21 protein-coding genes are annotated in these 20,792 nt (G+C 44.8%); 7 read left to right on the top strand and 14 right to left on the bottom strand.

What is annotated here, in order from left to right:
- A partial coding sequence (locus AB4Z17_RS23340) for a molybdopterin-containing oxidoreductase family protein (RefSeq protein ID WP_441962355.1) occupies positions 1–1,528 on the top strand: 1,528 nt, incomplete at its 5' end.
- A gap of 70 nt (positions 1,529–1,598) precedes the next feature.
- On the opposite strand, the gene AB4Z17_RS23335 is transcribed toward AB4Z17_RS23340, so the two are convergent.
- The 3 genes from AB4Z17_RS23335 to aroC are packed head-to-tail and all read right to left on the bottom strand — an operon-like array spanning position 1,599 to position 4,318.
- Positions 1,599–2,213, bottom strand: a complete 615-nt coding sequence (locus AB4Z17_RS23335; protein ID WP_441962353.1) for an NAD(P)-dependent oxidoreductase — start codon at positions 2,211–2,213, stop codon at positions 1,599–1,601.
- 35 nt (positions 2,214–2,248) lie between these two features.
- Positions 2,249–3,217: a 2-hydroxyacid dehydrogenase gene (locus AB4Z17_RS23330; protein ID WP_441962351.1), complete on the bottom strand. Its 969-nt coding sequence runs from the start codon at positions 3,215–3,217 to the stop codon at positions 2,249–2,251.
- A 45-nt stretch (positions 3,218–3,262) separates the two neighbouring features.
- Positions 3,263–4,318 (bottom strand): chorismate synthase, encoded by a 1,056-nt coding sequence (gene aroC, locus AB4Z17_RS23325; RefSeq protein ID WP_441962349.1) that lies wholly within the window; start codon positions 4,316–4,318, stop codon positions 3,263–3,265.
- A gap of 116 nt (positions 4,319–4,434) precedes the next feature.
- Between aroC and AB4Z17_RS23320 the strand changes: the two genes are divergently transcribed.
- Entirely contained in the window at positions 4,435–5,313 is an 879-nt protein-coding gene (locus AB4Z17_RS23320; RefSeq protein WP_441907615.1) for a LysR family transcriptional regulator, read from the top strand.
- A 55-nt stretch (positions 5,314–5,368) separates the two neighbouring features.
- Here AB4Z17_RS23320 and AB4Z17_RS23315 read toward each other — a convergent pair whose 3' ends face one another.
- On the bottom strand, positions 5,369–6,394 hold the full coding sequence (locus AB4Z17_RS23315; protein WP_441962347.1) for an NADH:flavin oxidoreductase/NADH oxidase: 1,026 nt from the start codon (positions 6,392–6,394) through the stop codon (positions 5,369–5,371).
- A gap of 163 nt (positions 6,395–6,557) precedes the next feature.
- Here AB4Z17_RS23315 and AB4Z17_RS23310 point away from each other — a divergent pair, with 163 nt between their 5' ends.
- On the top strand, positions 6,558–6,896 hold the full coding sequence (locus AB4Z17_RS23310; protein ID WP_441886326.1) for a winged helix-turn-helix transcriptional regulator: 339 nt from the start codon (positions 6,558–6,560) through the stop codon (positions 6,894–6,896).
- A 69-nt stretch (positions 6,897–6,965) separates the two neighbouring features.
- Here the strand turns inward: AB4Z17_RS23310 and AB4Z17_RS23305 are convergent, their stop codons facing one another.
- From AB4Z17_RS23305 to AB4Z17_RS23280, 6 genes are all read right to left on the bottom strand, one after another.
- A complete protein-coding gene (locus AB4Z17_RS23305) occupies positions 6,966–10,940 on the bottom strand; it encodes an S-layer homology domain-containing protein (RefSeq protein ID WP_441962345.1) in 3,975 nt (1,324 codons plus the stop codon).
- A gap of 231 nt (positions 10,941–11,171) precedes the next feature.
- A complete protein-coding gene (locus AB4Z17_RS23300; RefSeq protein ID WP_441962343.1) occupies positions 11,172–12,023 on the bottom strand; it encodes a hypothetical protein in 852 nt (283 codons plus the stop codon).
- Positions 12,024–12,046: 23 nt separating this feature from the next.
- The gene (locus tag AB4Z17_RS23295) at positions 12,047–13,087 is read right to left on the bottom strand and encodes a hypothetical protein (protein WP_441962341.1); all 1,041 of its coding nucleotides are present in this window, start codon (positions 13,085–13,087) and stop codon (positions 12,047–12,049) included.
- Between the two features lie 19 nt (positions 13,088–13,106).
- Positions 13,107–14,084, bottom strand: a complete 978-nt coding sequence (locus tag AB4Z17_RS23290) for a hypothetical protein (protein WP_441962339.1) — start codon at positions 14,082–14,084, stop codon at positions 13,107–13,109.
- Entirely contained in the window at positions 14,074–14,652 is a 579-nt protein-coding gene (locus AB4Z17_RS23285; RefSeq protein ID WP_441907609.1) for a sigma-70 family RNA polymerase sigma factor, read from the bottom strand. Before AB4Z17_RS23285 ends, AB4Z17_RS23290 begins: the two co-directional genes overlap by 11 nt.
- Before the next feature lie 50 nt (positions 14,653–14,702).
- Positions 14,703–15,224 carry a hypothetical protein gene (locus AB4Z17_RS23280; protein WP_441962337.1) on the bottom strand — a complete coding sequence of 174 codons (522 nt, stop codon included), beginning with the start codon at positions 15,222–15,224 and terminating at the stop codon, positions 14,703–14,705.
- Between the two features lie 142 nt (positions 15,225–15,366).
- Here AB4Z17_RS23280 and trhO point away from each other — a divergent pair, with 142 nt between their 5' ends.
- Both trhO and AB4Z17_RS23270 read left to right on the top strand, forming a co-directional pair.
- Complete coding sequence (gene trhO / locus AB4Z17_RS23275) at positions 15,367–16,263, top strand: oxygen-dependent tRNA uridine(34) hydroxylase TrhO (RefSeq protein WP_441962335.1); 897 nt, start codon at positions 15,367–15,369, stop codon at positions 16,261–16,263.
- A 99-nt stretch (positions 16,264–16,362) separates the two neighbouring features.
- Positions 16,363–16,509: a hypothetical protein gene (locus AB4Z17_RS23270; RefSeq protein ID WP_179089728.1), complete on the top strand. Its 147-nt coding sequence runs from the start codon at positions 16,363–16,365 to the stop codon at positions 16,507–16,509.
- Between the two features lie 82 nt (positions 16,510–16,591).
- On the opposite strand, the gene AB4Z17_RS23265 is transcribed toward AB4Z17_RS23270, so the two are convergent.
- The 3 genes from AB4Z17_RS23265 to AB4Z17_RS23255 form a co-directional block, all read right to left on the bottom strand.
- Positions 16,592–17,119, bottom strand: a complete 528-nt coding sequence (locus AB4Z17_RS23265; protein ID WP_441962333.1) for a hypothetical protein — start codon at positions 17,117–17,119, stop codon at positions 16,592–16,594.
- 78 nt (positions 17,120–17,197) lie between these two features.
- Positions 17,198–18,283: a glucosaminidase domain-containing protein gene (locus AB4Z17_RS23260; RefSeq protein ID WP_441907606.1), complete on the bottom strand. Its 1,086-nt coding sequence runs from the start codon at positions 18,281–18,283 to the stop codon at positions 17,198–17,200.
- A 134-nt stretch (positions 18,284–18,417) separates the two neighbouring features.
- A complete protein-coding gene (locus AB4Z17_RS23255) occupies positions 18,418–19,425 on the bottom strand; it encodes an SDR family oxidoreductase (RefSeq protein ID WP_441962331.1) in 1,008 nt (335 codons plus the stop codon).
- 165 nt (positions 19,426–19,590) lie between these two features.
- On the opposite strand from AB4Z17_RS23255, the gene AB4Z17_RS23250 reads away from it, so the two are divergent.
- Positions 19,591–20,121 carry a PCYCGC motif-containing (lipo)protein gene (locus tag AB4Z17_RS23250; RefSeq protein ID WP_441962329.1) on the top strand — a complete coding sequence of 177 codons (531 nt, stop codon included), beginning with the start codon at positions 19,591–19,593 and terminating at the stop codon, positions 20,119–20,121.
- Positions 20,122–20,219: 98 nt separating this feature from the next.
- On the opposite strand, the gene AB4Z17_RS23245 is transcribed toward AB4Z17_RS23250, so the two are convergent.
- Positions 20,220–20,342: a hypothetical protein gene (locus AB4Z17_RS23245; RefSeq protein ID WP_441962327.1), complete on the bottom strand. Its 123-nt coding sequence runs from the start codon at positions 20,340–20,342 to the stop codon at positions 20,220–20,222.
- A gap of 188 nt (positions 20,343–20,530) precedes the next feature.
- Here AB4Z17_RS23245 and AB4Z17_RS23240 point away from each other — a divergent pair.
- A partial coding sequence (locus AB4Z17_RS23240) for an SDR family NAD(P)-dependent oxidoreductase (RefSeq protein ID WP_441962325.1) occupies positions 20,531–20,792 on the top strand: 262 nt, incomplete at its 3' end.

The following is a 20,792-nucleotide window of genomic DNA, read 5'->3' as shown; positions in this document are numbered from 1 at the left end:
GGGCTGCAATCTCGTATCCACAAATATGCATCAAACGATGTTGGCAACGGAAGCACGGAAAAACGGAGCAAAGGTTATTCATATTGATGTGCATCGCAATCGTACCTCTACTTGGGCGGATCAGTTCATTCATTTGCGTCCGGGAACGGATGCAGCGCTCGCTCTCGGCATGATGCATGTCATCATCCGCGATGGGCTGACTGATCAAGCTTTTCTCGAGCAGTTCACGCTCGGTTATGAGGATCTCGCGAAGCAAGCAGCTGAATATACGCCTGAACGAGTGGAAGCTATTACAGGCGTACCGGCAGCGGAGGTCGAGGAGCTTAGCAGGCTGTATGGAACGACCACTCCCTCTTTTATTCGCATCGGCAACGGACTTCAGCACCATGATAATGGTGGAATGATCGTGCGAACAATCTCTTGCTTGCCTGCATTGACTGGGCAATGGGATGTTCAAGGTGGCGGTGCAATGAAAGGCAATAGCTGGTATTCGCGGCTCAATGGTGAGAAAATTGAGCGCCCCGATCTAATGCCTGATCCGGATGTCCGTACGATCAGCATGAATCAGCTCGGCGATGCTCTTCTAGATGCCGCTCCTCCAGTAAAGATGCTGTTTGTGTATAACAGCAATCCAGCAGTCGTAGCGCCTGATCAGAATCGAGTGCGCGAGGGATTGGCTCGTGAAGACTTATTTACGGTTACACATGATTTGTTCTTAACAGACACCTGCAAATATTCGGACATTGTATTGCCTGCAACCTCTCATTTTGAAAACTTGGATTTATACACTTCCTACTGGCATCTGTATTTGCAGCTTCACCAGCCGATTATGGATCCGATGGGTGAATGCAAATCAAACTTTACGCTCTTTAAGGAGCTCGCGCTTAAACTTGACTTTGAGCCTCATCTATTTGACATTTCTGAGCAGCAAATGATAAGTGAGGCACTTGATAGCGAAAATAATCCACTTCTTAAAGGCATTACTTTTGAGGCGCTGCAAGCTAATACGTGGATGAAGGCTGGCGGTAATGAGCTTCCTTCCTATACCTCGATGATTCCGACTCCTTCTGGTAAAATCGAGCTTTATTCAGAGAAAATGCTTATGAACGGCTTGCCTCCAATACCTAATCATACGCCGCTTAGAGAGCCGGAAACATATCCTTTTTGGCTGACGACTGGCCCGAATCACAGCTTCATTAACTCGACCTTCGCCAACCAAGAAAAGCTGCAAAAGCTTGAGAAGGAGCCTCTCCTTCATATGCATGCGGATGACGCAGAAGCTCTCGGGCTCCTTAGCGGGGAACGTGTTAAGATACGCAATGACCGTGGTGAACTGGAGATGACGCTGCGCGTTGGTCAAGATGTACTGCCAGGTGTACTCGTCACGCAAGGCTTATGGTGGGAAGACAAGAAAAAAGGTCATCAAGCCGTGAATACACTGACGCCGCAGCGGCTCGCAGATATGGGCGGCGGTGCTACATTTTTCTCAAATCGCGTTGAAGTTTTGAAAGCTGATGCAGCTCAATAATAGATATCCAAAAACACCTGAGTCCCTATGAAAAGTAGGAACTCAGGTGTTTTACCTTTTTGACTATGAATTAGTAGCTAATACCAACACGTTCTCGCACATAAGCACCGTTAAAATATTCCGAAACAGCGAATTCAGCCGTATCTGCAAAAGAAATCGATGCACCTCCAGAGGGCAGGATCTCCTTTCGCACACGATAACCGCCGCGCAGCCCCTCTTGAACGAGTCTCGTGGGACAGACGATGGTCCAGTCCAAATCAGTGTTAGCGAGTGCCCTATAAGCCTGCTCATGCTCTTTGGCCGCATCATGGTTTATACGTCTGTTTTCACTGGACTGGTATCTAAGCAGCTCTGGCTGCAGCTCACTCTGCAAGATGCCCGCTGTACCAATCGAAACGATTCTTTTCACTCGGTAATGCTGCATTGCGGCAATCAAATTTGTGATGCCGCTGACAAGCGTTCCGTTGCCTTCCGTATTTAACGCACAAATGACTCCACTCGCATCAACCATGGCTTCAAAAACATCATGCTGATTACGTACATCTCCAAGATAGCTCTCATCGATCATTTGCTCAGGCAGTCTTACAAATCGCTTAAATGGAACGTTTCTATCTTCAAGATAACTCGCAATAAATTGACCGGTCTTGCCTGTTGCTCCGAGAAGTAATAACTTTAAAGCTGTCATGATATGTACCCCTCTTATTAACAACGTTTATTCTGTTAAAGCAGCTCGTCAACGACATTTGGGGGGACTTGTCCCGTTAACGCGTTTACTAGGTTTTGAGCTGCAAGCATAGCCATATCAAACCTTGTATCCGAAGTGGCAGAGCCGATATGAGGCAAGGTTAATACATTAGCCATCGTCAGAAAAGGATGATCCGCTTCAATCGGTTCTTTTTCGAAAACATCAAGGCCCGCAGCTGAAATCGTACCCTGCTTGAGAGCTTCAATCAAAGCTTGCTCATCCACCGTTTGCCCTCTCGATATATTAATGAAAATCGCTGATGGCTTCATTAATTTAAACTCTGTTGCTCCAATTAGCTTAACCGTCTCTGGTGTCAGAGGCGCTAGCAATAAAACAAAATCTGAATAGGCAAGCAGATCATTTAATTCAAAATAACGAACGCCCAGCTTTTCTTCCGCTTCTAGCTTGCGGCTGCGATTATAATAAACGACATCCATGTCAAACCCGAAGCTGGCGCGACGGGCAACCGCCTCACCAATTCTACCCATTCCAATAATGCCAAGCTTGGCGTGATGGACATCTTTACCGAACAGCTTGACGCCATCGCCTGTCTTCCACTTGCCGTCCTTTACGTATCGGTCCAGCTCCGCAACACGCCTCGCTGTTCCCAGAATGAGTGCGAGTGCAAGATCCGCTACAGTGTCATTCAGAACATGCGGCGTGTTTGTTCCAACTATCCCTCTTGTACGCATTGCTTCAATATCAAAATGATTATAGCCGACGCTTATGCTGCTTACGACTTTCAAATGCGGCGCATGGTCAATAAATTCAGCATCAATTTTTGCTCCTGCCGTTAATAAACCATTTGCGCTAGCCATCTTCAGAAGCAGCTGCTGACGGGTCATGGGCGTTTTCTCTTCCCATTTGTCTATGATACAGTGCTCTGCTATAAACGCCTCTACTTCAGCGGGGATCTGTCGATCAATGAAAACGGTTGGTTTCATTAGCAATCTCCTCTCAGCATTTGTCATTTATAAGCATAGCACAGTTTATCCATTCATTGCTGCTTGGCGCTTGATTAGATCTTCAATAACGATACATGCCATTGCTTCTACAACGGGAATAATACGTGGACAGATACACGGGTCATGTCTGCCAATGGTCTCGATCATCTTCTCTTGACCGTGGATATCAATCGTATGCTGCGGCAAAGAGATGGATGAAGTGGGCTTAACCGCTATACGAAAAACAATTTCTTCCCCCGTGCTGATGCCGCCGACAATTCCGCCCGCGTTATTGCTTAAAAACCCGTTACTGCTCATGGCATCATTATGCTCGCTGCCGAGCATCTCTGCTGCTGCAAAACCTGCCCCGAACTCAATGCCTTTAACAGCCCCGATGGATAGCATTGCTTTTGCAAGCTCAGCGTCCAGCTTATCAAATACTGGCTCGCCAATTCCAGGTAAAACGCCTCTTACTCTGCATTCCACGATACCGCCGCAGCTGTCTCCGATAGCCGCTAAATGCTCGATTTTCTCAATCATGCGAACGGCTGCTTCTGGATCGCATGCTCTTACCGCATTTTTTTCAATCTCATCCTCGACGTACGTTTCGCATTTAATACCGCCTATTTCCTTGGTATAAGCAACAACACTTATTCCTCGGTTCTCTAACAGCTTGCGGGCAACCGCTCCGCCAGCAACACGGCCTGCTGTTTCTCTTCCCGACGCCCTCCCGCTTCCGCGGTGATCACGCAAGCCGTATTTTTTCAAATACGTATAATCGGCATGTCCTGGACGAAAGGAATTTTGTATATCGTTATATGCTTCAGGCTTCATATCTGTATTATGCAGCATAATGAAAAGTGGCGTTCCCGTTGTTTTCCCTTCAAACATGCCAGACATAATACGAATGACATCATATTCTTTGCGCGGGGTAGTTACAGAGGATTGACCGGGCTTTCTTCGATCCATTTGTGTTTGGATATATTTCTCATCCAGCTCAACCCCAGGTGTCACGCCATCAACAATGACGCCAACGGCTTCCCCGTGTGACTCTCCGAATGTCGTAATTTTAAAACTTTCCCCATATGTGCTTCCTGCCATTATGTTTACCTCCCGATGGAATGCTTTGACGCATTTGTTATTTGTCTATTATAATTTTGAATATGAAATAAATGAAATCGGAATTTTTGAATCTTGTCATAGAGAGGAACTATATCATGCTAATGAATATGGAATGGTACCGCATTTTTCTCCATACCGCCAAATTAGGTAATTTAACAAAAGCAGCACAAGAGCTGCATATTACACAGCCTTCAGTCAGCTATGCAATTAAGCAATTGGAAGCGCAGCTTGAATTGAAGCTGTTTGATCGATTGTCCAAAGGAGTAAAGCTTACTCCGGAAGGATTGGAGGTTCTCGCTTATGTGGAGAAATCGTTTACGATACTGCAAGCAGGTGAAATCCAATTACAAGCGCTCAAAAACCTTACGGCAGGCGAGCTGCGCATTGGGGCTAGCGGACCTGTAATCAAGCATCTGCTGCTGCCGCTGCTTGATACGTTTCATGCGGAGCATCCCGATGTACGCATTCGGCTTTCTCAAGGGAAAACATCGGATATACGGGATAGATTGTTAGATGGTCAAATTGATATTGGTCTTGTTCACTTGCCCCTCTCTGATCATGAACTTGTCGTTTCACATCTAACGGAGATTCAGGACTGCTTTGTTGTAGGAGAAGCTTATCGCCATTTAGTCGATATCCCCTTTTCAGCTCAAGCCTTAGCCCAATTGCCGCTCTTGCTGCTCTCTGAAGCGAGCAGTACAAGATTGTTTATTGAGCAGTGGTTTGCTTCACAAGGCATAACGCCAGATGCGGATATGGAGCTGTCCAGCATGGATATGCTGATTGAAATGGCTATTCGAGGCTATGGAGCAGCATTTGTTACACAATCCTTTATCGATCAGGAGCTTGAGAATAAAAAACTATTTCGGCTTCAGACAATTGAACCCATTCCATTACGTTCTGTAGGTTTTGCCACTAGGCGCAATTCTTCTCTTCCCATCATCGCAAACCGGTTTATTGCATTGCTTGAATAACAAGAAGAGCCTCCCGGTATCCAAGAGGCTCTTCTTATTATTAACTTGATTATGATCAGTATGCTCTTTCATATTGCTTTGCTGGCAATGCCTCACCTTTTATAGCCTGAATTGCATGTAATGCCCAATAAGGATCACGAAGCATACCGCGAGCAACAGCTACTAAATCTGCATCCTCACTCGCAATTGTCGCTTCAGCCAGCTGTGGATCCTCCAGCTTGCCGACGGCAATGACAGGTACCTGCAGCGCTTCTTTCAGAGCACGTGCCAAAGGCACCTGATAACCAGGATAGTTGCCCGGACGCCTTACTCCTACTGGTCCTTCCCCGCCGCTGGATACATGAAACACATCAACTCCAGCATCTCTGTAGCGTTTGCTGAACTCGATGCTATGGTTCAAATCATAACCACCATCCATGTATTCAATGGCAGAGATTCGCATGATGAGCGGCATGTTCGCTGGCATTACGCTTTTCACCGCTTGGACGACCTCTACCCCAAACTTAGCCAAATCCTGTCCGTACTCATCCTCACGGGTATTAATGCCAGGAGACTGGAATTGATGCACCAAATAACCATGAGCACCATGTATTTCAATTGTGTCTACCCCCGCTTCTACTGCTCTTCTAGCTGCCTCTTTAAATTGATTCACAATTACTTTTATTTCTTCCACGGAAAGTGGTTTCGGTGTTTTATAGTTTGGACCTGCTGGGATGGCAGATGGACCAACGGGCTGCTCAGCGTCCTCTGCTTTGCGCCCAGCATGGGCGATTTGAATGCCTATTTTCGAACCATGTCTATGAACTTCAGAAATAATGCGTTTGAAAGCAGGAATATGCTCATCTGACCAAAGCCCTAAATCATGATCTGTAATGCGACCATCTGGATCAACGTCGGTCATCTCCATTAGGATAAGGCCCGTACCGCCTATCGCACGTGAAACATAATGAACATAATGCCACTCATTAGGTATCCCGTCCTTCGCATCTACGGAGTATTGACACATAGGTGCCATTACAATTCTGTTCTTAAGCTTAAGACTTTTAAGTTCAAATGGTGTATCTAAATGTTTATACGTCATGATCTATGCACCTCTTCGTTAATTAGAGTGGGTATTTATTACTCTATTTTTACCACAGTAAGTATAAATGTTAAAGTAGTGAACTTTTTTTCATATAGTTTCCCTAAAGTTACTTTTGTACTATACTTGGAGAAATGGAGTTAAATTAGTTGAGGTGATCCTGGTGGATGAACGTGAACTGCTCGTTCTAGAGCGTGGTACCTATGGTGTTCCTTGCGTTATAGGTAAGGTACTAGACATTATCGGTACGAAGTGGACCTTTCTCATTATTCGTGACCTGCTGGTCGAAGAAACGATGCGCTTTAGTGAATTGTTGAAATCACTCGAAGGCATCAGTCCGAAGACACTTTCCCTTCGCTTGAAGGAGCTTGAAGACCAAGGCATCGTTAGTCGAACCATTTATGCTGAGGTCCCCCCAAGAGTAGAATACACCATTACTGAAAAAGGTAAACGATTGGAACCCATCTTTATTGAGCTCAAGCGATTTGGACTCACTTTATAATGATCATACAGCAAAAAGGATCGTCTCCAGCCATCACTTAAGAGACAATCCTTTTTTCATTTTGAAAAATTAAATCAATTCTGATTTTTGTAAAAGCCGTTGAATGAGCGCTGCGACTTCCGCTCGAGTCAGGTTTGCTTTTGGCGCCAGCTGATGATCTGTTTTTCCATTAATAAGACCACTTTGCAAACAATCCGCGATACCGCTTAATGCCCACTCAGCAAACATGGCTCTGTCCGCAAATCCTTGCAGCAGCGTTTCGGTATCTGCATCCACTAGTTTGTCCTTTAATCCCGTAAGCTTCATTGCTTTGGCTGTGATCGCCATGGCCTGTTCACGTGTCATGCTGATGCTTGGACGGAATGTCCCATCCTCGAATCCCTCAATCAGGCCATAAGCATATGCCGTTTGGACTGCCTCCGCATACCAAGCCGAGCTATTCACATCTGTGAATATTTGCGCTGCCTTGACAGGTTTCAGGCCGAGCGCCCGAACGAGCAAAGCCGCAAATTCAGCTCGCGTAACCTCTTGGTTAGGCAGATACTTATTTTTATCCACACCTTTTACGATGAGTCTTCCACTTAGATCATTTACGGCGGATGCTGACCAGTGACCCTTTATATCCACGAATACGGTATCATAATGGACAAGCGCATACACGCTGTTTGTCAAACTGCTAATTACTGCTATATAGTTGCCATTCTTATGAACAATTTTGGTAGGTACATGGCGTACTGATCCGTCTGGGTCAATGACAACAGCTGTCGTCATTTGAGTTTGATCCACATCGTCAGGAAGTATCAACGCCCTTTCTACATAAGCGTCGAAGCTGTCGATATTTACTTTGGTTCCTCCATAATTGGCGGTAACCGTAAAATCAAATGCCGTATCAGCTAATGAAAACTTGCCGATTAAAGCAGCTTCGTCTAGCAACTTTTGAACCGCTGCTTCCGGCTTGCTGATTTCGATATTAATCTCTATGGCTGACGGCTCTGCAGAAGTGTTAAATTGCCCCATCAATGCTTTTAAATTAATATGCCGCGCAGGCAGCGTATAGATTGTTGCATCGGTTTGCAGCATAATTACCGCATTTTTCTGCTGAAGATTGTCCAGTATTTCCGCAGTCAGCCCAGCTAGGAAACGATCAGGCTGTGTTCGCGTCTGTATCGTAATAACCGAATGCTCTTGCTCACTGGCCAGCTTATTCGCCAGTTTAACAGGATCAAGCTTGAACTGAGTAACCGATTGTCCATTTATTGTTGAAGTTTCTGCGGTTCCAAGCTGCTCTTCCTTGCCGTTGATCAACATAGCAAACTCTGCATTAGTAGGCTTCCCAGGCTGCGGAGGATTAATAGGCGAGACAGGTCCTGATTCTCCTATTGGAACTGCGCTTATTTCATTAGAAGCTGTGCTTTCTCCTGACCCATTGTAAGCCTTGATAACAAAATAATACGTAAGACCATTGCTCAAGCCTTTTGCTAGATAGTTATAAACAGAGCCTGTTACGGTTGCTGCCTCTTCCGAATAAACGCCTGGCGTCGTGCTGACAAAGATTTTGTAGCCATCTGCACGATCCACGGCGTTCCAGCTTAAGCTCGTTTCCCCATTGCCCGCCACTGCCTCATATAGTACTGGCGGCAAAAGCGACTCCCCTGGTTCAGTTGGATCAGTTGGTTCCGTCACCGTTACAGCTGCCGAAGTACTTAAGTCGCCGTTTTGTGTTTTCGCCGTAATGTTGGCCGTCCCGATCCCTATGGCGGTAACAAGCCCTGTCTGGCTTACCGTTGCAATATTGCTGTTGCTTGATGTCCACGTTATATTTTTGTTCGTCGTCTGCTCTGGCATAAGCGCTGCGCTTAGCTGCTCCGTATTGCCAGTCACCAGCGTAAATGCTGATTGATTCAAAGTAATGCTGTCCGCAAACACTTCGGGTCCATATACCTCAAGCTCCCAAAGGGAATAACCATACACAGTAGCTCTTACCGTTCCGTACATCCGCACATAGCGGGCGCTTACTTCATTAAACGAAACCGTCTCGATGCCGCCCTTCCCAGTCGTCGTACTGTACACCGTTTGCCAGCCAGCTTCGCTGCTTATATCGTTGGCAACTTGGATCTGATAGCTTTTGCCATAGGCACTCTCCCAATACAGCTTCACTTGATCAATTGTCTTGTTCTCCCCAAGATCAATATAGATCCAGCTCGGATCGATACCTCGCTTGGAGCCAAAGCGGGTCGCGAGATTACCGTCATTAACATAACGCGACGTATCCTCGACGCCGTCATTCGATGAGCCGATCGCGGGCTGCCTTAGCGCCAGATTCGTCCTTGTTCTTGGTTCCGGATTTTGCACGGGCTTGATCGTTACACCGCTATAATGCTCCTTGCTCAGAAAGTTCATCTCATGGAGATTTTTCGCAGGCTCGCTTTTGCCCGGCATATACACGTTTTCGAACGTAATATTTGTAATCTTCGCTCCCTCCATCCCCTTCAGCTTGGAGAAGCCTTCGCCAATGTCTCGTACTATAATGTTTTTTACGGTTACGCCTGTGATCGGTCCGACACCTGCATTGCCGCCGTTTACTGTAAACATTGTCATCCAAGCGCTGTTGTCTTCGTTGCTGCCGCTGATATCTTCTACATCCATATTCTCGAAGGTAATGCCGCTTACCTTACCCGATCCATATTTATGATGAATGGCAAAACCAACCGCTGCCTTATACACGACACCGTCCTTGAACGTAATATTTTGTTGGTCCTGCATGACCCCTTGACCCATTTTGAAGCCATAACATAGAGTCCAAGAAATCGCGTCCTCGAAGAGCACGTTTTGCACCGGATCTGGACTTCCTGGCCACGGTACCTTCCCGGATGCGATATCCGTATCCTCCCGCCATGCTTTGGTGGAATACGGATCATCCAGCGCGATGCCAATCGAATTTCTAACGACTACGTTTTGCGATTCGCAAATGTCGATGCCGTCATTTTCGCCCATGCCCAGGCTGTTGAACATTTTCAAATTCGTAAATGCTAAAACATTGGATCTTGTCGGTACGATCGCCCAGCCAGCCGATTCCCGAACCATGATGCCATCCATCTTAAAATTTGATGTAGCGATAGGCACGATTAAATTGTTGATCATTCCTTTGCCGTTCGTACTTTTATCATCATGCAGCGCTTGTCCGTTGCCATCGATCGTGCCGCGCCCGTAAATTTTAATATTCGTCGAATGAAAGGCTGTAGAAATCCACCATGTGGCGGGCCTTCCCATCGAATCCTTAAACCAATGCTCGGTATAATCTGCCGTCTTTCCCGTAGCAACAAATGTTGCTCCAGGTTGCATGTAAAGCGCCGTGTTGCTCTTCAACACGACATTTCCGATGTAGTACGTACCGCGTGGAACATAAACGATGCCTTGCTTCCCATTCCCCTGCGCAGTTCCATAGCTGCTCGCATCATTAATGGCTTGCTGCAAAGCAGCTGTTCTCGCTGCTACGCCTGTTTTCTCCCCCGTTGTCGTCACTAGATAAGGCGCTGCGGTCACATTATAGATCCCCTCGCCGGTGGGATTCGGAATATCCGTCTCTGCCGGATCAGCCGCGATAACCAATCGGGTAGCCCGGTTGTTCATCATGATGATCAAATACTCATCCTTCTGCGTCGTAAACGTGATCGTTCTTCCAACCACCGAATCAGCTTGAATACCGAGTTTCTTCGGACTGATCGAATATTCATGCACCTTGTCCGTATTCAGGATCGTTAGTTCATAGGTTACCGGTCCGCCTCCCATCGAGAAGCTTGCATAATCGTAGTCGTTGAAGCCCTTAACCACTGGAATTTCTACTCCATTCGCCTTAAGGCTATAGTTCGTTGAAACTGCATATTTTGCTGAAGGCTGATACGAATAAATTGTAGCTGGACCCACTCCCGCTCCCCCTACTTCGTCTGATGCTGCCTTCGCACTTGGCGCTGAAACAAATACCGATGATGCCAGAATCGCAAACGCTAACGCAAAACAAAACCATTTTCGATTTGTGAATGTCATTTCCTTTCCCCCTTCTCCACTTTTGAAAACCCTTACATTTATAAGTATAGGGGGAATGTACGAACCCTCTAATGCGGTAAATCCCACATTATGGACAGCAATCTTGAGCAATTTAATAATAAAAGAATGAATTAGTCCAATGGTCGTTATTGAATAAAGGCTTATAAATAGCAAAACCCCCTTAACGGGGGCAGGCGTACATAAACACTTTATCTTTGTTTCAACCATTCCTTATTTAATGGTGATAATAAATGGCACCGTCAGCACCTCGCCTTTAAATTGAAATTGCCCCCATAACTTGTAGATGCCTTTCTCAGGAAATACCGTGTGGAACATGACGTTTGCACCACCACTCATCGCTTCCATTGCATGTGCATGCACGAATTGGTCAACTGTGCTGTTCAAAATTACACAATGGCCGGAAGTGCCGAGAAATGGTTCTATCTGCTTAATCGGCTTTCCCGTCTCTTTATCAATAAATCGGAATAGCAACATAACCATCTGTCCCGCTTCTATTTCACCAATCCCGGGACTTGCCGATAATGAAACTTCTAAGCCGCTTACACTTTTTATCCATGTGGTGTCAGGAACTATTGTTTCGTTAGATAATGGCTCGCCAGATACCTGTATCCACTGCTTATGAATGACAACATTTTGTTTGTGAGGCTTGAATTCAGTCGTTACATAAAACGAGCCTGCAAATGGTAAGTTAAGCTTTGCCTGAAATACATTGTCTTTCACATAATCGGGATGCACATGCTGAAACGATGATAAATCTTTACTAACGACGATAAGATGCATGAGCTTGGTCATATCTTCTGTAAAATTCGTTACAGGCTGCCCATCCGCGGTGGTGACTTCCAATTGTAATTCCATTTCTCCTGCTTCTACTGGATTGCCATTTATTTCGCTTACTTTAACGTGATAACCCGAAGCTTCTGGTGATGGCATTTGTTCATTCTGAAGAGCAGCCAGCAATCCGCGCTTAGGCGGTTCTATATCGACGTTCGTGAGGTTCTTAAAGGTATCCGAAGCACAGCCAGTTGCAGCTAACAGGATAATGAACAAAGTTATAAGCAACAAACTAATGGACTTTAATCGTACGCTCATTGACTTACACGCTCAGGCGATTGAGCTAAAAGGCTAAGGCCTAGCGACAGCAGCGAAGCTTGTACGATTGAGCCTACCCACAGCTCGGGCTCCCAGCCAATCCCGCTCGTCGCAGCCATCCAGCCGAAGTAACTTCCCCAAAGCACAATAGGCGTAATGGTGGCAATCAGCCTGCTGCTTCGCCTGCGATTCAGATCAGAGCGTCTTAAATGCAGCAATAAGTCACCGCTGAGTCCTGCAACAAATGATATGATTAAACTATGTATTTGGGTAAAACCATCGACTACACCCATTAGTGCGCTAATGAGTAAGAATACAAAAGTAATCGCACCAAAAGGAGGCTGCCAGCGCTTTAGCATAAATAAAATGGGGAACATAAATACGATCGTATTAAGTAGGATAAACGTTAATCCTCGTACCTCGGCATCATCTGCCATCCGGTGTGCAAATAAAGTGCTGGAATTGTTCATATACCAAGCAACTACTTTTGGCGCAGGCAAATTATACCGAAACATCCACACATACATGAGAAAAAAACTGACAGTACCTGCTGACAACGCCAAGGATAATAAGTATGGGAAAAAGCTTCTCCAACCTATCTGGTCGCCACTCAGCTCCCTCCAGCCTGCTCGAAGTGGACTTGATAAGATGAGAATGGCACCAAGCATTAAAGCTAAATGAGAAGGACTAAGCAGCGCTTCAAGATTCACTTCAATTCCAAAAATAATATGCCAAGCCATATCAGCTAAGCCGCCTGCAAGAAAGATGATGACGCCAAGCAAGCCAAGCTCATATCCACTAGGAATGGCTTGCTTCCACGAGCAGCCCATTCTTTTTTTCACATATACAATCATTCCAAGTATCCATGCTGCGCATGCAAGAAACCCACTATACAAAATCGCATGCCAAGGAGTGAAAAACGTTTCGACTACATCATGGTTATGGGCATAACCGTCTATGAATATACCGAGCACCAGCCATGTGCCAAGCAGCATCGTTACGAAGTGGCTTTTCGTAGAAATAGCGTATGGTTGCATTGAACACTCTCCCCAGTTATCAATGAATAAACTGCTCGGCTATGCTGGTTAATTCTGATTTGGTTATGTCTAGATCAGAGCTGCCTATCGTGTATAGTATCGTTTCATCCGCTAATGAATCCATCCAAAAGACGGACTGATACTGATCCGTATCACTGTACAGAAATGGCTCGGCAAGAGCATAGGTATCATATTGTTGACCAATAACGATTTGCTCTTGCGCCTTTAGATTTGAACGTAATTGCACATTGCTCTTATCCGTGAATACCTCCATCGTGATATGAATTATGTCAGTGGATTCGTTCTCATAAGTCGTCGTATAGACAGGATGATCCACGCTCTCTACTACAGGTCTGGGCAGAGGCAGCCAGGTCTCCTCCGGTTTCTCTTTCTTCACACGTTTCTCCAGCTCATGAAGCGACTCCATGTCGGCAGCAGTTAACGAACCGCCAAACGGTTGCTCCTTCTGACCTCCAACAAACGTCAAAGTTTCTGTTAAGGAATCAGGCAATTGAAGATCTGGATTTGCTTCTGTCAATTGCATCTCCCAATCCTTCTCCACCTTCCACACGTATGGATTGGTGACGATTGCGAAAGGGATAGCATCAGTTTTGGGCAAAAGGCTTTTTAATTTTTGCGAATAAAATATCGCCTTCGCATCGGTAGGAAGCGTTTGTTTAACCTCTTCGAGCGACTCGCGCATTTGCTGAGCCAACATCGCATCATACGTTCCTAATTGACCATTATGCAGCATGTAATCAATAATCTCGTCTTTAAAATGAAAAATATAGGGTGTAGAGAAACCCATGGAAGTAAGGAGCAGTCCCGCTACGATGATTCTGAGCGTCCATGATTTTTTTACCGCGTGCAGCTTGGTCTGTTTTTGGAGGCTCTGCTTTCGGTACAGCTGTTCGATTCGAGCATCAAGCTCCTCAGGGCGTTTGATTCTCGTTGCGGATTGTTTGTAGGCTTGTGTTAGCTCTTGTTCAATCGACATGATTAAACACCTCCTTGAAAAATTGAGAATGTGAGGTTCGATTTCGCAGTTTTTTCAAAGCCTCATGATGTCTGGATTTGGCTGTGCCTAGCGGGATTTGGAGCGTGCTGGCAATCTCTTCAAAGGAGCAATCCTGATAATAGCGAAGAACGATTATTTGTTTGTGCTTGGCAGACAAGCTGTTTACTAGCTGAAGTACTTGGTGTTTTTCTTCCTCTTCGACCGCTAATTCATCTGGCCTCTTCCATGGCTGTACGCCATACAATTGCTTATTGCGATTAATTAAACGTAAAAATCGCCAGCCTTTTCGATTATAATGATTAACCTGATTAATGATTAAGCCGTTAAGCCAGGCTCGAAATGGTCTATTGTAGTCGTAGGCATGCAAAGCGGAGAGCATAGCGATGTAAATCTCACTAACGATATCATTGACTTCGTTTTTGTTCGTGACCAAATAATAGACGGTACGATAGATATGATCTGCCGTTTTCTCATACACCAAGCGGAAAGCTTCCGGATCTTCATCCAGAAGCGATGCTAACAAGGGTTGTATGTCCGAATCCTTCAATACGGAAACCTCCTCACGCCACACGAGTACTCATGTGCCAATTTCAATTGTTATTTCGTTTCAAAAAGGGATAATTCACTCATCATGATACCGGTTACCTTTTCTTGATCTACCATAAACTCGAGTACCCATTCCTTCTCTTTATCGATATAACCTAGTAGTTTTAAATCATCGTGTTCTCTATTATAATAGGCATCCCCATACATGTCCTTAACAGATTGTATAGAATTTCCCAGTTTAGCCCCTTTATGGGTAGCTTCATCTGGAAGCAGATTATAGCTTGCGACCTTGCTGTCAGTTACCGTATATGTAGCGTTAAAATACTCCCATGACTGAACTGGCACATCATAATCATCTGCTTTTTTCATTTTAATATCGTATTTCCCTTTTGGCTGACCACGTTTATCCGTAAGTAATTGTACCGAATCACCAGGCGATATCCCTCCAGTATGTTCCTTGCTTAAATCCGTACTTTCGATATTTGTAATAAAATCCTGAGGCGTGCTTGGCTGCTCGTTGGAACACGCGGCAAGCACCAAACAGATCAATATGACTATTATCCCTTTTTTCATATAGCCCCTCCTCTATTTGCTTTCGCTATACATTGGTTTCGTATATGAAAAAGGTTCAAAAAAGGTTTTAAGTTGAAATTATTTAAAATGTCAACTATAATATAGAATGCTTTTATTTGTTTACCGGAAAGGAAAGACTACGATGAGTGAAGCTAATCATTTTCGAGTTTTATTGTATTATAAATTTGTAGCTGTACCTGATGCTGAGCAGTTTGCTGCTGAACATCTTGCATATTGCAAGGAATTAAACGTAAAAGGCCGTATCTTAATTGCTGATGAAGGAATTAACGGAACGCTCTCAGGAACCATCGAGCAAACTGAACAATATATGGCGCATATGCGTGCGAATCCTTTATTTTCGGATATGGTTTTCAAAATCGACGAAACAGATAAACATGCTTTCAAAAAGATTTTTGTACGTTACAAGAAAGAGCTAGTGACGCTTCGTTATGATAAGCCTTTAGATCCGAATACATTAAGCGGCACTCGTCTATCACCTAAAGAATTTCATGAGTATTTGCAAAGAGAAGATGTTATCGTACTAGATGGCAGAAGCGATTATGAATACGATCTTGGTCATTTCCGCAACGCGATCAGACCCGATCTTGAAACATTCAAGGAGTTTCCTGAATGGCTTCGCGAGAATATGGCGGAATTCAAAGACAAGCCGATCATTACCTATTGCACAGGCGGCATTCGCTGCGAGAAGCTTACTGGCGTTATGCTTAGCGAAGGCTTTAACGACGTCTACCAGCTTGAGGGCGGTATTGTAACCTATGGCAAGGACGAGGAAGTACAAGGCAAACTGTTTGATGGCAAATGTTATGTATTCGATGAGAGAACTTCCGTTGTCATTAATCAAACAGACGAAGCAGTTGTTGTAGGCAAATGCCACCACTGCCAGCAGCCTGCTGATACCTATATCAATTGTGCGGATGACTCCTGTCATTTGCAGCATATCGTATGTAAGGAATGTGAAGAAACGAAGCACGGCTTCTGCTCTACAGCATGCGAAGAGCATATTGTTAGCGTGAAATAATGAGCAAGCAGCTATAGATGTTGGTTATTTTGCTGGAACATGGTTAACCTAAGCTAGCCTCGGAGTTTTAGGCAATCACGCTAGTGGAGGTTATTGTGGATGGCTCACAACAAAAACAAGTCAATTCCAAGCAAAAATCAAGCGTTTGAAGACAGCTCCAAGGAAGCGGAAAATAATTCAGCTTCGGCCAGAGCAGAGAATATCAATCAAAAAGGCCATGTTCCGAATAGCCCATCAACCGGCTAGACGAATAATCGTTTTGCAACAGAAAAAAGAGCTGCCCATGAGTGTTACTCACGGACAGCTCTTTTCTTATGTATTCCAAGGTTTATTTGGTGACAATGGCTTCCCAGCGATGCTGATATTTTAAAAGCCGTGGATGCAGCTGTGCAGGCTCTTCCGTCAACAAAAGCCTGATTTTCACGATCCATTCCTCGAATGATGAGAACGAAGCGAACATATTCGCCATTTCAGCCGTCATGAGTACAAATAGAGGTTTCGGATAGGTTTCGGCCAAATGTCTTAAAGCAAAATCGATTGGCGTATACTTCTTGCGTTTGATTTCAAAACGTTCAACAACGATGTTCGTCTCCGCTCGGTCCCGCTTCCATTCATGCAGACGATCTTCCCGCTTATAAAATGGGCTGACGTTCTCTTTCGACATCCTCTTGATGCTTAGCTCATGCAGCGGATAGAGAACAAGCTTGCGAAAGGAACGTGCCTGCACCCAATCTGCGGCTAGATCAAGCTCTCGCTGCGTTGTATGCTCAAATGTATCATAGTATACAATCGTTCCTTTCAGCTCATCTACAGGCGGCTCATAGCCGAATGGCATTTTCTGCACGTTATCCACCATTTATTTGCAGCCTCCTATTATCCAAGTCGTCAAATGCTTAGGAGCCTAAAATAACATATTTGGTGGGAAATTGCCATGTCAGAGCTTCCTGTAGTCACTTTTCATTATATTCTTCACTAAACTTGACCATTTGGAGTTGGCGGGACAATATTTTCGGGCAACCTTCTCAATGGTAGTCAGTCCCTTGCCCACATAGTTTTTGGATAAGAGCTGTCCAAACTTTCGTACGCTGTCCCCTTTGGTTTCAAAGCTGAACGCTTTATTGTATTTATCGCCATCTATCGCATTGAGGCCAAATAAGTTATTTTTGCTCTTGGCCAGCCGGCTTTTGCCATTTCCACTCTCCAGCTTCATCACGGCTATTGTAAAATAAGCATTTATGCCGTATTCATCCTCCACTTCAAGGATAGCTTGTTCCAAATCATGCCCGGATAGTGCTGTTCCTTCGAATATTTTCTCAATATGCTCGATCGTAAGGCCCGAATCAGACTCTACGGCAGATGTTGGCTTCATAAGTTCTTCCTCTACTGCTTCTTCTAAAATTTCTATTTTATCTATGCGCTGCTCCTCACTTTTTGCCTTAAGTGCAATGGCAGGCTGACGATTAACATCAGCAGCAAGGGATAACACGGAAACTTCACTTTTCACCTTTTTGGCATATCCGCCATGTACGTATCCACCATTTTGCAGCTTAAGCCAACCATTGTCTGTTTCTTCTGTAATTTCAAGCTTTGCTCCCTTTTCTACAACCTTTATAATATCCGAAGCGGCGCTCGGTTTTGTTCGAATGTTAAGGTAATACGCGGTAACCTCATATGTATTCGTTAGCTTTTCAGCGATGGCTGGCGGTTGTTCAACTTCAAGAGTCGTTTCAAGCGGGATGGTTGGAGGTTGATCAGATGTGTTAACTGTAGCTGCGCTAATCTCGTTGAATGTTACAGGTATAGGTGCTGGAGTGGGWGAAGCGATGACTTTTTCATTGTTCTCTAAGCTGTCAACAACAAGCGGCGTTAGGGTAGTTAAGGAAAATGGTTCTGCTGCAGACGTTTCTAAAGCTTGTGAATCCGGTTCGTTATTTAAAGGTTGGACGTACATGCCTAAAGTAATGACTAACGATAAAATGAGCAAGTAAACAAATAAATGCTGATTCAACTTTTTTCGCATGATTATACCTCTCCCTTAAGTTAATGAAGTATACCTGTTACGATATAAGTTAGATGGCGAGAATAAGCAGGCATCAATAAAAAGTGGACGGTCTGTGAAGATTAAAATCTATATTTTCGTCATTTGCTTACGCTTTATTTTTTAAATCCGGCTGCATGAGCAGCGATAATCGTATCCATCTGCTCGTTCCAAGCATCATCTTCGGTGCATCGCTCAGGGTGAGCCTCAAACCAAGCAACCGTCCGTTTAATCCCTTCTTCAAAGGAAAGATCTGCTGAAAAATCGGGAACTAAGCTTTTGATTTTGCGGTTATCAAATACGCTCGTGACAGATTTATCGCCAAGCAAGCCGCCCTCGAGATCAGGGTCATGCGAAATAAGAAACTCGGAAGAAATATGGACAAGCTTCGGCTCTACGCCTGCGGCTGAACCTATCGCTTCATAGATTTGATTCCAGGTAAGGACTTCGTCTGAAGTAATATGATACGCCTCTCCGATTGCCTCAGCACGTCCAAGCAAGCCGACAAAACCTTTGGCAAAATCGGAATTATGTGTCATCGTCCACAAAGAAGAGCCATCACCATGCACGATAACTGGCTGTCCCGCACGTATTCTTGCGATCAGAGACCATGGATGCTGCCAGCTGTTTAAGGCTGCGGGTATCATCGTATCGCCATAGGTAAATGACGGTCTTACGATAGTAACTGGAAAACCTGATGACGCCTGCTCATCGAGCAGCAGCTGTTCACATGCAATCTTGTCACGCGAGTATTGCCAGTACTGATTTTCGAGCGGTGTTGCATCCTCTGTGATGATATAGTGCTTAGGCGGCTTCTGATAAGCAGAGGCTGAGCTTATAAATATGTATTGATTCGTGCGTCCACGGAACAACGCAATGTCCGTGCTGACATGCTCCGGCGTGAAGGCAATCCAATCGACTACCACATCAAACTGATAGCCTTCAAGTGCAGCAGCAGCCTGCTCGGGGTCGCGTATATCACCCTTGATGACCTTTGCCCCTTCTGGTACAAACTCGTCTCGTTTCCCTCTGTTAAAAAGATARAGTTCAATTCCGCGTTCTAATGCGAGCTTAGAAACAGCTTCACTTATTAATCCTGTTCCACCAATAAACAATACCTTCATCGACAATCGCTCCTTTTTTGTATCTTGGCATTTGTTACGATTAAACGGGAGAGCTTACGGCTTAAACGATCTAAATCGTCAATTAATAGTACCATATACGTTACTCTTTTAATATTTGAAAATGCTATAATAAAACCAATTAATAGAAACAAGGAGCTGCTATACTTGAAACGATTAGCCCAAACCACACTCTATTCGGTTCTGCTTTCTTCGATGCTGCTCAGCGCATGCAGCAGCCAAACAAATTCAGCTGGATTAGCAACGAATGCACATGAAGCAAATGGCGGCAATCATGGTGATCATCAAACAGCATCTGGCGATTTGCAAGAGACGACTGCATCGCTTGATATTTTACCAACTTTTCTAGATGGCGCCTCTGACAACCTGCGTATCGCCTATCAAACCGCTGCAACGGTTACGGATGTATTGTCCTATATCCCTTGTTACTGCGGGTGTGGCGAAAGCGCGGGACACCAAAGCAATCTCAATTGCTTTATCGCCGAAATAAAGGAAGACGGCTCTGTTGTCTGGGACGATCATGGCACTCGCTGCGGCGTATGCATCGAAATTGCTGTAACAACCGCAGCAATGAAGTCTTCAGGGATCGAAGTAGATCGGATTCGCCAAATTATCGACGAAACGTATAAAGAGGGTTATGCCAAGCCAACGAAGACTAAGCTCCCTCCTGCTTCCTAGTTTGTTCATCAATGATTTAAACAAATGACAGTCCAGAACAGGAGTAATCGTTCTAGACTGTCATTTTTTTCTAGATGCTCCCTAGTATATCAATCTATCTACTCTTCTAATTCATTATAAACCGTAGCAAATGATTGTTCTGTTTTCGTAATGGTATATCGGGAATGCTCGTGATCAATCATGCTGCTAGCCGAGAAGCGACTTCCTTCATATTTGCTCATGGCTTTCCCTTCCATTTGGATTCCTATTCTCCCTTAATAACGAATGCAGTCATAGGGTTGTTGCAGTATTGGCGGATTATGCAAGAAATCAAACAAAATCATAAATTTACAGCATCGCTATGCTTGAACCAAAGTAACTAAAATAAGGCTATATACATCATTTTATGTCTGTTCCTTGGAGGGGATCTATGCGATTGCCAAATAAGGTTGTATTTATTACGGATTCAGACAGTGACAGCGGGAAAGCGATCATTCGACGTTTAAAGGAAAGCGGAGCGCATTTTATTTTGAATAGTCATTCAGGAGGCTCTGCGATTGGGTCGGAATTAAAGCTAGTTCAGGACGCAGGCTTGCAGGCGGTCGTAGTTACCATTGACCTTAGTAAAACTGCTGAAGTAACGGATATGCTTCTATTCACGGAGCAGCAGCTTGGTACGGTTGATATTCTCG

The sequence above is a fragment of the Paenibacillus sp. TAF43_2 genome (genome assembly GCF_052113545.1).
Taxonomy (GTDB): domain Bacteria; phylum Bacillota; class Bacilli; order Paenibacillales; family Paenibacillaceae; genus Pristimantibacillus.
Note: the sequence above shows the minus strand (reverse complement) of the source record. Positions and strands in the feature narration are given on the sequence as shown.

Coding starts and splice junctions, on each gene's coding strand:
- AB4Z17_RS23335 (WP_441962353.1), bottom strand. CDS start 2,213: ATGACAGCTTTAAAGTTATTACTTCTCGGAGCAACAGGCAAGACCGGT.
- AB4Z17_RS23280 (WP_441962337.1), bottom strand. CDS start 15,224: ATGAAAAAAGGGATAATAGTCATATTGATCTGTTTGGTGCTTGCCGCG.
- AB4Z17_RS23320 (WP_441907615.1), top strand. CDS start 4,435: ATGCTAATGAATATGGAATGGTACCGCATTTTTCTCCATACCGCCAAA.
- AB4Z17_RS23295 (WP_441962341.1), bottom strand. CDS start 13,087: ATGCAACCATACGCTATTTCTACGAAAAGCCACTTCGTAACGATGCTG.
- AB4Z17_RS23315 (WP_441962347.1), bottom strand. CDS start 6,394: ATGACGTATAAACATTTAGATACACCATTTGAACTTAAAAGTCTTAAG.
- AB4Z17_RS23245 (WP_441962327.1), bottom strand. CDS start 20,342: ATGAGCAAATATGAAGGAAGTCGCTTCTCGGCTAGCAGCATGATTGAT.
- AB4Z17_RS23290 (WP_441962339.1), bottom strand. CDS start 14,084: ATGTCGATTGAACAAGAGCTAACACAAGCCTACAAACAATCCGCAACG.
- trhO (WP_441962335.1), top strand. CDS start 15,367: ATGAGTGAAGCTAATCATTTTCGAGTTTTATTGTATTATAAATTTGTA.
- AB4Z17_RS23265 (WP_441962333.1), bottom strand. CDS start 17,119: ATGGTGGATAACGTGCAGAAAATGCCATTCGGCTATGAGCCGCCTGTA.
- aroC (WP_441962349.1), bottom strand. CDS start 4,318: ATGGCAGGAAGCACATATGGGGAAAGTTTTAAAATTACGACATTCGGA.
- AB4Z17_RS23305 (WP_441962345.1), bottom strand. CDS start 10,940: ATGACATTCACAAATCGAAAATGGTTTTGTTTTGCGTTAGCGTTTGCG.
- AB4Z17_RS23330 (WP_441962351.1), bottom strand. CDS start 3,217: ATGAAACCAACCGTTTTCATTGATCGACAGATCCCCGCTGAAGTAGAG.
- AB4Z17_RS23270 (WP_179089728.1), top strand. CDS start 16,363: ATGGCTCACAACAAAAACAAGTCAATTCCAAGCAAAAATCAAGCGTTT.